The sequence below is a fragment of the Devosia litorisediminis genome (assembly GCF_018334155.1).
Classification (GTDB): domain Bacteria; phylum Pseudomonadota; class Alphaproteobacteria; order Rhizobiales; family Devosiaceae; genus Devosia; species Devosia litorisediminis.
Map to the genome: position 1 here is coordinate 1 of NZ_JAGXTP010000002.1, position 13,715 is coordinate 13,715.

Genomic DNA, 13,715 nt, shown 5'->3' on the forward strand with positions numbered 1-13,715 from the left:
AGTGGGCTTCATTCTCATTGACCTTGAGCACGGTTGCGCTCGAGGCTTCCTGGATGGCGCTCAGCGAGCTGATGCCGCTCATCACGTCATAGGGGTTCGAAGCCAAAGCGGCGGTCGAAGCGCCGGCAAGCAGTGTTGCGGTCAGGGCGGCGATCTTGATCATGTTCATAGTAATTTCCTTCGCTTGAGGGGGCATGACGCGTTCACGCGGGCCACAAAGGGCCTTCTGTCGACCCGGGAGGGGAGGTCGGTACGCTAGGCGTCATGCTGAGGTTGAAGTGGGCGACGACGCGGGGTCGTCGGGCAGTGTGGTCAGCCCATTGCGCTGACCGATTTGGCCCGGGCTCTTAGAGTGCGTAGAGGGTCAGGCTGTTCTCTTCGCCGCTGACGCCGACGATCTGCTCGAGGGTATAGCCCTGACGCTCAATGGTCTCCATCAGCCACTTGTTGTTCTGCACGCGTGCCTTTACGGCGGCTGGGTCATTGTTGAAGGCCAGCGAGTGGGCTTCATTCTCATTGACCTTGAGCACGGTTGCGCTCGAGGCTTCCTGGATGGCGCTCAGCGAGCTGATGCCGCTCATCACGTCATAGGGGTTCGAAGCCAAAGCGGCGGTCGAAGCGCCGGCGAGCAGTGTTGCGGTCAGGGCGGCGATCTTGATCATGTTCATAGCAAAATTCCTTTGTAACGCTTGGTGGAGGTCAGTTGCGATCTCGGGAGGAATTACGCACAGCACCCCCTGAAAGTTTCAGCCATGTTCAAAAAAACTGAACACTCCCGCGTGATAATGTCGATAAAGTTCCCGCTGGCCGGGGCTCTGCAGGAATGTTCGGGGGAGGAGAAAAATGTGCGGCGGCGGATTTGCTTGATTGGCTCCGGCAGCTGCACAAGTGGATAACGCAGACCAAACGTGATTGGATTACTCTTCAATGTCGTCAGGAGAAGACAATGACCGTTCTTGGACTGCGCTTCTGTCATGTCGCCGCGCCCGAACACGCATCAGCCATGGCCGCAATATTCGGCAATGGTCTGGCCATGCCGCAGTTGGATCTGACCAAGTTCGGCCTGCCGGGCAACCAGGACGGCTTTACCGGCGCCATCTTTCCTGCCGCTGATAATAGCTGGGTTGAAGTCTGGCCCGAGGGCGAGGGCATGCCATCCGGCACCATGCTGCAGGTGGTTGTCGATGATGCCGACGCCTATGCCGCCACAGCCCGCGCCAATGGCCTTGAGCCTTCTGGTCCGGTTGATGCGCATGGCGAGCGCATCTATTATCTCAGCCTGCCTGGCGGCCTGCCGATGTCGTTTCAGTCCAGGCGCGCAGATTAGCTTGCATATCGCCGCCCAGAGTCCACTCCAGGCTCTTGCCAGCCCTGCGCTTTCCGCCTATAGAGCCAACTTCTCCGGATCGCCCGGCCAAAAGGCATGCCGTGGCGATCTCTGAATGCGATGGGCCCAAATCCATCCGATCTCTTATAAGGACCCGCAAAATGCCCAAGATGAAGACGAAATCTGGCGCCAAAAAGCGTTTCAGTTTCACAGCGACCGGTCGTGTAAAGGCAGGCGTCGCCGGCAAGCGCCACCGCCTGATCAACCACAACGCAAAGTACATCCGCACGAACCGCGGCACCAAGATCCTGTCCAAGGGCGACGAGGGTCTGGTCAAGTGGTACATGCCGTACAACCGCTAACGCTGAAAGGAAGCTGACACATGTCACGCGTTAAAAGAGGCGTTACCAATCACGCCCGTCACAAAAAAGTTCTCAAGGCTGCGGAAGGCTATTATGGCCGTCGCAAGTCTACGATCCGTATCGCCAAGCAGGCCGTCGAAAAGGCCGGCCAGTATGCGTATCGCGATCGTCGCATCAAGAAGCGCAACTTCCGCGCTCTGTGGATCCAGCGTATCAACGCTGCCGTCCGTGATCACGGCCTGACCTATGGTCGATTTATCGACGGCCTCAGCAAGGCTGAGATTGCTGTCGATCGTAAGGTGCTGAGCGATCTCGCGATCACCCAGCCTGAAGCGTTCGCCGTGCTGGTCACCAAGGCCAAGGCTGCTCTTGCGTATCTCGAAAGCGTGGACACTGTTACCCACGCTCGCGTCACAGCCTAACTCTCCCCAGCTCTGCTGAGGTCGATTTTGACGCCTTGCGCCGCCCTTTGGGCTGGCGCGGGGCGTTTTGTTTTGGTCTAACGCACCCAGCAAATTTGGAAGTTCAGTAATGTCCCTCGATACCCAGATCGACACCCTGCGCACCGAACTCAGCGCTGCCATCGCCGCAGCTGCCGATGAGGCCGCGCTCGATACCGTCCGCGTCAGTGCGCTGGGCAAGAAGGGCAGCGTCTCGGCGCTGCTTGCCTCGCTCGGCTCCATGGCTCCCGAAGAGCGCAAAAGCGCCGGTCCGGCCATCAATGGCCTCAAACTCGAAATTGCCGGGCTCGTCGAGGCCAAGAGCTCAGAACTCAAATCCGCAGCGCTCGATGCCCGGCTCAAGGCCGAGACCGTCGATATCACCCTGCCGCTGCAGCCTGCGCCCACAGCGCGCGGCCGCATTCACCCGATCAGCCAGACCATTGACGAGATCACCGCGATCTTTTCGGACATGGGTTTTTCGATCGCCGAAGGCCCCGATATCGAGACCGACTATCTCAACTTCACCGCATTGAACTTCCCCGAAGGCCATCCGGCGCGCGAAATGCACGATACCTTCTTCATGAAGCCCGGTGCGGATGGCACCAGGAAGGTGCTGCGCACCCACACCTCCCCGGTGCAGATGCGCGTCATGCAAAAGACCAATGAGAAGCCCGCCGCGGCCTATCTGACCCCCCATATCGATCCGCCGATCCGCGTGGTGATGCCCGGCCGCACCTATCGCAATGACAGCGATCAGACCCACACCCCCATGTTCCATCAGGTCGAAGGTCTGGTGATCGACAAATCCAGCCATATCGGCCAGCTGCGCTGGGTGCTTGAGGAATTCCTCAAGGCCTATTTCGAGGTGCCCAACGTCACCCTGCGCTTCCGCCCCAGCTTCTTCCCCTTCACCGAGCCCTCCATGGAAGTGGACGTGCAATGCGATCGCTCCGGCGCCGAGGTCAAGATCGGCGAGGGCAATGACTGGCTCGAAATCCTCGGCTGCGGCATGGTCCACCCCAATGTGATCGCCAATGCCGGGCTCGACCCCGACGTTTATCAGGGCTTCGCCTGGGGCATCGGTATCGACCGCATCGCCATGCTCAAATACGGCATGCCCGATCTGCGCGCCTTCTTTGACGCCGATCAACGCTGGATCGACCACTACGGCTTCCGCCCGCTCGATCTGCCCACCCTGTTCGGCGGGCTGAGCAGCTGATCATGACCGACGCGCTGCCCAATCCGGTTTTTGTCGTCACCGACATCGAAAGCGATGGCCCCACACCCTTGCACAATTCGATGCTCAGCTTTGCCTCGGTTGCCATCGACGCGAACGGCAAGCGCTATGGCGAATTCGAGGCGGTGCTGCAGCCACGCGCTGACAAGGCGCAGAACCCGGTCACCATGGATTGGTGGGCCACCCAGCCAGAAGCCTGGGAAGCCTCCACGACTGGAGCCGAACCGGCCGAGATTGTCATGCCGCGCTTTGCCGACTGGGTTGAAAGCCTGCCCGGTCCCCGTGTCTTCGCCGCCGCGCCCATGATGTTTGATGGGCTCTGGATGGACCACTATCTCGACAGTTTCGCCGATACCCGCGTGCTGGGCGGCCCCTTTGCCCAGCGCCAGATCTTCAAGGGTGGCGGGGTGTGCCTCTACACCATGGCCGGCACCTTGCGCGGCGCGCCTTATGCCGATTGGGGCATGAGCAAGTTGCCAGCCGAATTCTACGGGCACATCGCCCATACCCATAAAGCCATCGACGACGCCCGCGGCTTTGCCAATGTGCTCGTCGAACTGATGAAAATTTCCCGCGCTCTGCCGCCGATTGCCGGCAGCAAGAGCGACTTCCGCTAAGGTGCTGATCTCATGAAATTCACCCTCGACTGGCTCAAGGAGCACCTCGACACCGATGCGTCCGCCGCTGAAATCGGCAAGACGCTGACACTGATCGGGCTCGAACTCGAAGGCATGGAAGATCAGGGCAAGGCCTTTTCCAGCTTCGTCACCGCCCATGTGGTTTCTGCCGAAAAGCACCCCAATGCCGACAAGCTGCGCGTGTGCAAGGTTGATGCCGGTACTGGTGAACTCATCGACGTGGTCTGCGGCGCCCCCAATGCCCGCACCGGCCTCAAGACGGTCTTTGCCGCCCCCGGCACCTATATCCCGGGCAAGGACATGACCATCGGCAAGGGCAATATCCGCGGCCAGGTGTCCAACGGCATGCTGTGCTCGGATGCCGAGCTCGAGCTCTCCGAGGATCATGACGGCATTATCGAACTGCCCGAAGATGCGCCTATCGGCGTGCCCTACGACAAATATGCCGGCATTGATGGCGTGGTGTTCGATATCTCGATCACCCCCAATCGTGGCGACGCCACCGGTGTCTATGGCATCGCCCGCGATCTGGCTGCCTATGGTCTGGGCACGCTCAAAACCACCGACATGTCGCCTGTCCCCTCAAAGGGACCAAGCCCTATCGCACCGCTGCCGCACCAGTTCAGCGCCGATGAGCCAAAGACCATTCGCCGCTTCGGCGGCCGCTACATCAAGGGCGTCAAGAACGGCCCCTCTCCGGCCTGGCTGCAGCAGCGCCTGCGCGCCGTGGGCCTGCGCCCCATCAACACCATTGTCGATATCACCAATCTGGTCTCGCTGGGCTGGGGCCGCCCCCTGCACGCCTATGACGCCGACAAGATTGTCGGCCAGCCCGTGCTGCGCAATGCCCGCAATGAGAGCTTCGACGCGCTCGACAACAAGACCTACACCCTCGACGAGACCATGACCGTCATCGCTGATGATCAGGGGCCGCTCTGCCTGGGTGGCATCATGGGGGGCATCCGCTCGGGTACCACTGATGAGACGGTCAACCTGTTCATGGAATGCGCCAGCTGGGACGCCGATCTGATCGCCCGCACCGGCCGCAAGACCGGCATTGTTTCCGACGCCCGCTATCGCCTTGAGCGCCATGTTGACCCCGCTTTGACCGACCCCGGTCTGGAACTGGCCACCCGTCTGGTGCTCGAACTCTGTGGTGGCGAGCCGATGGAGCCTGCCATTTCGGGCGAAGACGTCTACGCCAATACCGTGGTCGATTTCCCGCTCAGTGAGGTCAAGCGCCTCACCGGTCTCGACGTCGAGCCCATGATTGTCACTGCCATCCTCTCCAAGCTCGGTTTTGAGTTGACCGCCAAGGGCGACAGCTTCTCCGCCAAGGTGCCCAGCTGGCGTCCCGATGTGACCCTCAAGGCCGATCTGGTCGAGGAAGTCATGCGCATGGTTGGCGTCGACAATGTGCCCGTCGAACCCCTGCCACGCCTGACCAATGTCGCGCCGCGCATGCTCACTACCATCCAGAACCGCCGCCGCATCGCCCGTCGGGCGCTGGCCGCCCGGGGGCTGGATGAAGCGGTGACTTGGAGCTTTATTTCCCACGACGAAGCCACCCGGTTTGGCGGTGGTCAGGAAAGCCTGCAACTGGCCAATGCCATCGCCGCAGACATGACCGATATGCGACCATCCCTGTTGCCGGGGCTGCTGGCAGCTGCCCGGCGCAATGCCAATCGCGGCGCCGATGATCTGGGCATTTTCGAAGTCGGTCAGGTCTTCCTGTCCGACGCCCCCGAAGGCCAGCATACCTATGCGACCGGCATTCGCACCGGCTCGGCCAAGCTGACTGGCGCAGGCCGTCACTGGTCGGGCAAGGCCCAGCCCGTCGACGTATTCGACGCCAAGGCTGATCTCGCCGCCGCGCTTGATGCGCTTGGCGTTGATATTGACAAGGTTCAGGTGCTTTCCGAGCCCGCTGCCTGGAGCCATCCCGGTCGCGGCGGTCGCATTGCCCTGGGCCCCAAGGTCACGCTGGGCTGGTTCGGCGAACTGCACCCCGCCATGGCGGCCGAGCTCGACATTGACGGCCCCGTCGCCGCCTTCGAGATCGATCTCGATGCTATCCCCGAGCCACGCAAGAAGGCCACCAGGACCAAGCCCGCTTTGGCGCTTTCATCCCTGATGCCGCTCAATCGCGACTTTGCCTTTGTCGTCGATACGTCGGTCTCCGCCGCCATCATCCTTCGCGCTGCCCGCGGCGCCGACAAGGCACTGATCAAGGATGTGACGATCTTTGACGTTTTCGAAGGCAGCCATGTCGGCGAAGGCAAGAAATCGGTTGCCATCGAGGTGACCATCCAGCCCACTGACAAGACCCTGACCGATGAGGACATCGACAAGGTCTCGGCCGCTGTCGTCGCTGCCGTCACCAAAACCACCGGCGGCGTTTTGCGCACCTAGGCGCCACAAACACAATACCACTCCTCCCCCTCTGCAGGGGGAGGTCGGGTGGGGGTGGACGCACCAAACCCAGCACTGGACTTCCCGGCCCCACATCGCTCTTATCCGGCCATGACCGATACCAGCCGATTCCCCGATGTGATGCTGCTGGCCGCGGGCCTTGGCAGCCGCCTGCGCCCCATCACCGACACCATCCCCAAGCCGCTGGTGCCTGTCGCCGGCGTACCCCTGATCGAGCGGGTCATGGACAATGCCAGGGCCGAGGGGGCCAAGCGCTTTGTCGCCAATGCCCACTACCGCGCCGACCAGCTGCTGGCCCATTTTGGCGGCCTGCTCAAGGTTAGCCGCGAGGACGAACTGCTCAATACCGGCGGTGGCATCAAACGCGCTTTGCCCATGCTGGCATCCGATCCCATTGTGGTGATGAACACCGACGCCTTTTGGCCCGCTGGCAGCGACACCCCGCTCGCCCGCATGCAGGCCCGCTTCGCTGAAGGCCGTGCCGAGATCGTCCTGCTCTGCGTGCATCCGCGAGACGCTTCGGGCTTTGCCCGTAGTCACGATTTCTGCCTCTCGCCCAGTGGCGAAATCACCCGCGACTATGGCGCCCCGGTAATCTATGGCGGGGTCGCGATCATGGGCAAATCCCTGTTCAGCGACACCCCCGATGGTGCCTTTTCGCTCAATGACATTTTCGAGCAATGCCTTGAGCGCGAAACCCTCTATGGCGTCGCCCTTAATGCCCCCTGGTTCCATGTCGGCGATCCGGACGGCCTGGCAGCGGCCGAAGCGCGGCTCGCCCCGGCGGATGCGCCATGACCCTGTTCTCGATTGCCCCCCATGCCCGCTTCATCGCCACCCTGGCCGATAGGGTGATCGATGGCAGCCTGCTTGCCGGCGCTGATCAGACCCAGCCCTTCTGGCTTACCGATGTCACCATCGTATTGCCCACCCGCCGCGCCAAGCTGGCCCTGGCCGATGAATTCGCCCGCCGCGGCCATAGCCTGCTGCCCGATATCCGCACCTTTGGTGGCGAGGTCGAAGACGAAGAACCCTTCCTGCCGCCCTTTGATGCGCCCACGCCTCTGCCCGCTGCATCGGGCCTGGAGCGCCGTCTGGTGCTTTCGAGCCTTGTCGATCAGTGGGCCAATTCGGCTGCTGGCCAGCGCGCCTTTTCCAGTCCGCCGACGGCGGGTGAAATCCTCTCAATGGCCGAGTCGCTGGGCCTGCTGATCGATGATTTGCACACCGAAGAGCGCGGTGCCGCCGAAATCCGTGCCATCGTTCCCGAGATCGAGGCCAATCTGGGCGAATACTGGCAGCAGACCCTGACCTTTCTTGATATCGCGCTGACCTATTGGCCACTGCGGCTCGACGGCAAGAAAGCCGATACCGCCTTTCTGCGCGGCCAGCGCCTCGACCGACAGGCCTTGGCAACGCCGCTGGTCTATGGCGATCGCCCCGTCATCGCGGCAGGTTCCACCGGCTCCATTCCCGCCACGGCGCGCCTGCTCAAGGCCATCAACGATCTGCCGCGCGGCGCTGTGGTGCTGCCCGGCCTCGATTGTTCCATGAGCCCGGATGACCACGCCGCTTTGCTGGACGACGCCAACAACCCCCATGGCCATCCCCAGTTCGGTCTGGCCAAGCTCCTGCGATCCATGGGCGCCGCCATTGCCGACGTCTCCGAGCTGGCGCCAGACGATCATCCACGTACCACGCTGGTGCATCGCGCGCTGGCGCTGACCAAGGATACCGCCCGCTGGTCGACCCAGCGCCTGAGTGCGGACGAGCTCGATCACGCCAGCACCGGCCTGTCGGTCATTCGCGCCCGCACCGAAGATGAAGAGGCCCGCGCCGTTGCGCTGGCGGCGCGTCAGGCCCTGAGCGAGCGCAAGACTGTCGGTATCGTCACCCCCGACCGCAATCTGGCCCGCCGCATCGCCGCCGAACTGCGCCGCTTCGATGTTGAGGTCGATGACGCCGCCGGCGTGCCGCTGTTCCAGTCCGCCGCCGGGCGTTTGTTGCGACAAATTCTGGCGCTCGCCACCAGTAACTGCGCCGCCGTCGATCTGATGGCCCTGCTGCGCAATCGCGCCACCCGTTTCGGCCAGTCCCGCGCCGCCATCTCGGCGCTGGCCGACGCCATCGAGCTGGGCCTGCTGCGCGGCCAGCGCGCCAATCCCGGCCTCGCCGGCCTGCGCCAGCTGCTCGCCGCCAATATCGAGGGCACCACCACCCACCCCGCCCGTCGCTTGCACGAAGCAGACCGCGCGCCCATCACTGCCCTGTTCGAACAGATCGAAGCGGCATTGGCCCGGCTCTTTGCCCTGATGGCCGAAAAGACCATCCACGCTAGCGCCCTCGCCTCGGCCTTGTGCACCGCCTTTGAGGCCGTGGCCGATGGCGCCGACATTCCCGGTCGACGCGAATTGCAGGACTGGGCCAGCCAAATGGCCAGTCTGACCGGCGAGGGTCATATCTTCCGGCCGCGCCAGCTCGATGGTGTGCTCACCGCGCTAATGCTCGGCGCGCAGGTGCGCACCCATGAGGAACGCCGCAGCGACATCACCATCTGGGGTCAGCTCGAAGCCCGCCTGCAAAATCCCGATCTGCTGATTGTCGCCGCGCTCAATGAAGACAAATGGCCCGAACCCGCCGATCCCGGCCCCTGGCTCAGTCGCGGCATGCGTCTGGCAGCCGGGCTCAATCCGCCGGAGCGTCGGCAGGGTCTGGCCGCCCATGACTTTGCCCAGGCGCTGGGCAATTCCGAAATCATCATCGCCTATGCCGACCGCGTCGGCTCCAGCCCCGCCATTGCCTCGCGCCTGCTGCAGCGCCTGCAGGCGTTTGCCGGCACCAAAACGACAAAGCTCTGGGAGCAGCGTGGCGCGCAATGGCTCGACCAGGCTCGCAGCCTTGACGCCGTGCCCCAGACCCGGGCGGCGCCACGGCCTGCCCCCAATCCGCCTGCCAGCACGCGCCCACGCGCCCTTTCGGTCACCGAGATCGAAACCCTGATGCGCTCGCCTTATGACGTCTATGCCAAGCACGTGCTCAAGCTGCGCCCACTCGATCCGCTGGGTGACACCCCCGACGGCCGCGAGCGCGGCACCATCATCCACGACATCTTTGCCGAATTCGTCGAGCAGAAGCACGACGTCATGGCCCCCGACGCCATCGACACCCTGATGGCCATCGCCGCACAAAAATTCTCCGGGCTCGACGCCATTGGTGATCGCCGGGACATCTGGCTGCGCCGCTTCCACACCGCCGCCGTCCAGTTCCTCGATTTCGAACGCGCCCGCGACCCCATGGTGTTTCAGCGTCACGCCGAAATCGATGGCGAGCTCAACCTGCACCTCAGCGAGGCCTTCACCTTGCGCGGTCGCGCCGACCGCATCGATGCGCTCAATGATGGCACGCTCGAAATCATCGATTTCAAGACCGGCTCGCCCCCCACCAAGGGTGCCATGCAGGCCTTTGAAGTCCCCCAATTGCTGCTTGAAGCGCAAATGGCCAAGGCAGGCACGCTCAAGGGCGACATCACGCCCGCCAACACCTCGGCCCTCACCTATATCAAGGTGGGTCTCGGCCCCGACGCCTTCACGGCAAAACCCTTCACGCCAGCCGACGGCTTTGACCTGATGGCCGCCGCCGACGAGATCACTGCCCGCATGCAGCGCCATATCGAGTTCTTCCTAATGCGCGACACGCCCATGCCAGCGCGCCTGCTGCCGCTGCCCGGCCAGCGTTTTGCCGGCGCCTATGACCACCTCGCGCGCGTAGCCGAGTGGACCGCCGTCGATGGTGGGGAGGACGCATCATGAGCGAACGCGGCACACTTGTTGTTCCCTTCGATACTTCCGCCCATCAGGCCCGCGCCGCCGATCCGGCCTGGTCGATTTGGGTGTCGGCCAATGCGGGCTCGGGCAAGACCTTTGTGCTCACCCGCCGCGTGCTGCGGCTATTGCTTTCGGATGTGAAGCCCGAGGCGATCTTGTGCCTCACCTATACCAAGGCCGCCGCCGCCGAGATGCGCCGCCGCGTGGCCGGCGAGCTGGCGCAATGGGCATTGCTCGACGATGCCGCGCTGGATGCCGAACTGGCCCGCATTGATGGCCTGCACGTCACCACCGAACTGCGCGAACGCGCCCGCACCCTGTTTGCCAAGGCGCTCGAAACCCCCGGCGGTCTCAAGATCGTCACCATCCACGCCTTCTGCGAATCGGTGCTGCATCGCTTCCCGCTCGAAGCCGGGGTACCGTTCGATTTCGCTGTCATCGAGGATGATGAGCGCAGCGCCATGCTGCTATCGGCCCGCGAAACCGTGCTCTCGCAGGGGCTCGGCGTCGACGGTGCGGTCGAAACCCTGTTCGAAACCCTCAGCGACGACCAGATCAAGAACGCCATCGATGCCGCTCTCTCCGATGGCCGCAAGCTCAAGCTGGTGCTGGCCGATCCCGAAAAGTCCCGCGCCAATCTGCGCGCCCTGATCGGGGCTGACGCCAATCGCTCAGCCACTGAAATCAACCAGGCGATCATCGCCGAACGCCTCGTTACCCAGGACGATGTCACCAAACTATTTGCCATCTGCCCGCCCGGTGACGGCAATCGCAAGCTTGAAGACAAGCTGGCCGCCCTCGATCTGGGCAAGCCTGATCCGATGGGCTGGTGCGCCGCCTTTCTTAAGGCGGACGGCACCATGCCGGCCCGCCTCGTGGTCAAGGCCGTCAGCACCGCCGATCCCGATCTGGCCGAGCTGTTGACCGCCGAAGCCGAGCGCCTTGCCGGGCTGGTTGCCGCCAGCCGCGCCAGCCAGCTCATCGAACGCAGCGACGCCCTTCTCGATATCGTCGCCGCTGTCGGCAAGCACTATGATGCCCAGAAGCGCGCCCGTTCGCTGCTCGATTTCGATGATCTGGTCGAGCGGCTTGCCGATCTGTTCCAGAACCAGTCCGGTGACTGGGTGCGCTACAAGCTCGATTCCGGCATCGATCACATTCTGGTCGATGAAAGCCAGGACACCAATGGCGAGCAGTGGCGTGTGGTGCGCGCCATTGCCGAAGAATACTTCGCCGGGGCAGGGGCCGTTGAACGCCCCCGGTCGCTCTTTGCGGTGGGCGACCAGAAGCAGTCCATCTATTCCTTCCAGGGGGCCGAACCCGCTTTGTTCGGCGCTACCGGCCAGGAATTTGCACTCAAGGCCGAAACCGTCGAACGCCCCTTTGAACCCGTGCCCCTGCGCACCAGCTTCCGCACCCTGCCCGAAATCCTGGCCGCCGTGGATCTGGTCAGCGACCGCGACGATATTCAGGCGGCCTTGCTGGAATCCGAAAAGGTGCACCACAATACCGCCCGCACCATGCGCGGGGGCTCGGTCACGCTCTGGCCCCCTACCCAGCAGGTGGCCGATGCCCCGGCCGGTAGCGAGTGGCCCACCACCGTGCTCGAAACCGAGCGCAGTGCCCCGCGCCAGATTGCCGAGCGTATCGCTGGCGAAATCAAGACCTGGATCGACCAGCAACGCCCCCTGACCGGTCGTGGCCGCCCGGTCACCGCTGATGATGTGCTCATTCTGGTGCAGTCGCGCGGCCAGGTGTTTCAGGAAGTCATTCGCGCCCTGCGCAAACTCGACCTGCCCACCCCCGGCGCCGATCGGCTGGGCGTCACCAGCCATATTGCGGTCATGGATCTGCTGGCGCTGTGCGATGTGCTGCTCAACCCTGCCGATGATCTGCAACTGGCCGCCCTGCTGCGCTCGCCGCTGTTTGACATCGATGAGGACACGCTCTTCGCGCTGGCCCAGCCCCGGGCCAGAAACCAGACCCTGTGGCAGGCACTGGCCGAACACACGGACCCTGATTGCATTGATGCGGCCCAGCGCCTTGCCCGCTGGCGCGGCGAGCTCGATTTCGAGCGCCCCTTCGAATTCCTCACCCAGGTGCTCTACGCCCAAAATGGCCTCAAGCGCTTCCACGCCCGCTTTGGCGGCGAGGTCGATGACGTGGTCGCCGAACTGCTCGAGCTGTCGCTCAGCCATGAACAGGGGCCCCAGCCTTCTCTGCAGGGCTTTGTGGCCGACATGCGCCAGCGTTCGGGCTCCATCAAGCGCGAGCTGCCTGAAGCCGGGGCCGGCGTCCGTGTCATGACCGTGCATGGCGCCAAGGGCCTTGAAGCGCCCATCGTCATTCTGGCCGATGCCGCCACCAAGCAGCGCAAGCAGATGATCGGCAAGCCGGTCTATCTGCTGGCTGACGCGCCTGGCCCTTTGCTCATTCATGCCTCGGGGACAGCCGACCATGTCGATGCCACCCTGCCCATCAAGCAGGAGATCGACGACAATCTCGAACGCGAATACTGGCGCAAGCTTTATGTTGCCATGACCCGCGCCGAAGACGAGCTTTATGTCACCGGCGCGCTGACGCCGGGTGCTGATGCGGCCAAGCAGCTCGAGGGTAGCTGGTACGAGGCCATTGAAACCGCCCTTCGCCCCCACGCCGAAAGCCAGACCGATGCCCAGGGCGCCGAATCGGCGCTGATCTATCCGCGCGAGCGCACCGCGCCCATCGCCATTGGCGCTGTCGCCACCCCGGCCAGCGCCAGCGCCGCCCCGATGGCCTTTGATCCACTCCCCGAACCGCTCACCATTCCACTGGTCTCGCCCTCGCTGGCGGGTAAAAGTGCGCCGTCGGGCCGCGCGCTGGACAGCCTGGCTGAACAGGTCCGCGACGCCGAGGCCGCCCGCCGTGAAGGCATCGCGCTGCATGCCCTGCTGCAGCATCTGGGCAAGCTCGACCCGGCGATCTGGCCCGAAATCGCCGACAAGGCGCTGGCGGCCCTGCTGCCTGATTCGCCCGATGATCACGCGCGACTCGCCACCAAGGCGATATCCATCCTGCAGCGCCCCGAACTGGCGCATCTGTTCGGGCCATCCAGCCGCGCTGAAGTGCCGTTCTTGCTGGATGCGCAGCACAATGGGGGCCCGATTCGCCTCACCGGCAGGATTGATCGACTGGTGATTGACGACCACGGGGTAATGGTGATCGACTATAAATCCGACGCGTCGGTCCCCGGTATGCCCGGCGACGTGCCGGGAAGCTATGTGACCCAGCTCGGGCTATATGCGCTGGTTGCACACCAGCTTTTCCCCGGGCGGGTTATACGTGCAGCAATCCTATGGACAACATTGGAATCATTGATGATTTTGCCCCCAGACGCCCTCGCGGCGGGCGCTGAAGGCTTCACCTTGCGGTGATCTTGCTTGTAGCCATGCTGGACTCTCACCAGCTTTGG

At 63.4% G+C, this 13,715-nt stretch carries 10 protein-coding genes; 9 read left to right on the plus strand and 1 reads right to left on the minus strand.

What is annotated here, in order from left to right; translation table 11 throughout:
- Positions 1-347: 347 nt before the first annotated feature.
- Positions 348-668, minus strand: coding sequence for a hypothetical protein (locus tag KD146_RS12785; protein WP_212659222.1), 321 nt, complete (start codon positions 666-668; stop codon positions 348-350).
- 278 nt (positions 669-946) lie between these two features.
- Here KD146_RS12785 and KD146_RS12790 point away from each other — a divergent pair, with 278 nt between their 5' ends.
- The 9 genes from KD146_RS12790 (at position 947) to addA (ending at position 13,677) form a co-directional block, all read left to right on the plus strand.
- Positions 947-1,327: a hypothetical protein gene (locus KD146_RS12790; RefSeq protein ID WP_212659223.1), complete on the plus strand. Its 381-nt coding sequence runs from the start codon at positions 947-949 to the stop codon at positions 1,325-1,327.
- 161 nt (positions 1,328-1,488) lie between these two features.
- Positions 1,489-1,689, plus strand: coding sequence for a 50S ribosomal protein L35 (rpmI, locus tag KD146_RS12795; protein WP_035099236.1), 201 nt, complete (start codon positions 1,489-1,491; stop codon positions 1,687-1,689).
- A gap of 20 nt (positions 1,690-1,709) precedes the next feature.
- Positions 1,710-2,111, plus strand: a complete 402-nt coding sequence (rplT, locus tag KD146_RS12800; RefSeq protein WP_212659224.1) for a 50S ribosomal protein L20 — start codon at positions 1,710-1,712, stop codon at positions 2,109-2,111.
- Between the two features lie 109 nt (positions 2,112-2,220).
- Positions 2,221-3,351: a phenylalanine--tRNA ligase subunit alpha gene (pheS, locus tag KD146_RS12805; RefSeq protein ID WP_212659225.1), complete on the plus strand. Its 1,131-nt coding sequence runs from the start codon at positions 2,221-2,223 to the stop codon at positions 3,349-3,351.
- Positions 3,352-3,353: 2 nt separating this feature from the next.
- Complete coding sequence (locus tag KD146_RS12810) at positions 3,354-3,986, plus strand: 3'-5' exoribonuclease (protein WP_212659226.1); 633 nt, start codon at positions 3,354-3,356, stop codon at positions 3,984-3,986.
- A 12-nt stretch (positions 3,987-3,998) separates the two neighbouring features.
- Positions 3,999-6,419 carry a phenylalanine--tRNA ligase subunit beta gene (pheT, locus tag KD146_RS12815; RefSeq protein ID WP_212659227.1) on the plus strand — a complete coding sequence of 807 codons (2,421 nt, stop codon included), beginning with the start codon at positions 3,999-4,001 and terminating at the stop codon, positions 6,417-6,419.
- Positions 6,420-6,473: 54 nt separating this feature from the next.
- The gene (locus KD146_RS12820) at positions 6,474-7,238 is read left to right on the plus strand and encodes a nucleotidyltransferase family protein (protein ID WP_212659228.1); all 765 of its coding nucleotides are present in this window, start codon (positions 6,474-6,476) and stop codon (positions 7,236-7,238) included.
- Positions 7,235-10,249: a double-strand break repair protein AddB gene (gene addB, locus KD146_RS12825; RefSeq protein ID WP_212659229.1), complete on the plus strand. Its 3,015-nt coding sequence runs from the start codon at positions 7,235-7,237 to the stop codon at positions 10,247-10,249. The genes KD146_RS12820 and addB overlap by 4 nt, the downstream gene beginning before the upstream one ends.
- The gene (gene addA / locus KD146_RS12830; protein WP_212659230.1) at positions 10,246-13,677 is read left to right on the plus strand and encodes a double-strand break repair helicase AddA; all 3,432 of its coding nucleotides are present in this window, start codon (positions 10,246-10,248) and stop codon (positions 13,675-13,677) included. Before addB ends, addA begins: the two co-directional genes overlap by 4 nt.
- Positions 13,678-13,715: the final 38 nt, after the last annotated feature.

Bases quoted from the DNA above. Each gene is read 5' to 3' on its own strand.
- KD146_RS12785 (WP_212659222.1), bottom strand. From the start codon at position 668: ATGAACATGATCAAGATCGCCGCCCTGACCGCAACACTGCTCGCCGGC.
- KD146_RS12790 (WP_212659223.1), top strand. From the start codon at position 947: ATGACCGTTCTTGGACTGCGCTTCTGTCATGTCGCCGCGCCCGAACAC.
- rpmI (WP_035099236.1), top strand. From the start codon at position 1,489: ATGCCCAAGATGAAGACGAAATCTGGCGCCAAAAAGCGTTTCAGTTTC.
- rplT (WP_212659224.1), top strand. From the start codon at position 1,710: ATGTCACGCGTTAAAAGAGGCGTTACCAATCACGCCCGTCACAAAAAA.
- pheS (WP_212659225.1), top strand. From the start codon at position 2,221: ATGTCCCTCGATACCCAGATCGACACCCTGCGCACCGAACTCAGCGCT.
- KD146_RS12810 (WP_212659226.1), top strand. From the start codon at position 3,354: ATGACCGACGCGCTGCCCAATCCGGTTTTTGTCGTCACCGACATCGAA.
- pheT (WP_212659227.1), top strand. From the start codon at position 3,999: ATGAAATTCACCCTCGACTGGCTCAAGGAGCACCTCGACACCGATGCG.
- addB (WP_212659229.1), top strand. From the start codon at position 7,235: ATGACCCTGTTCTCGATTGCCCCCCATGCCCGCTTCATCGCCACCCTG.
- addA (WP_212659230.1), top strand. From the start codon at position 10,246: ATGAGCGAACGCGGCACACTTGTTGTTCCCTTCGATACTTCCGCCCAT.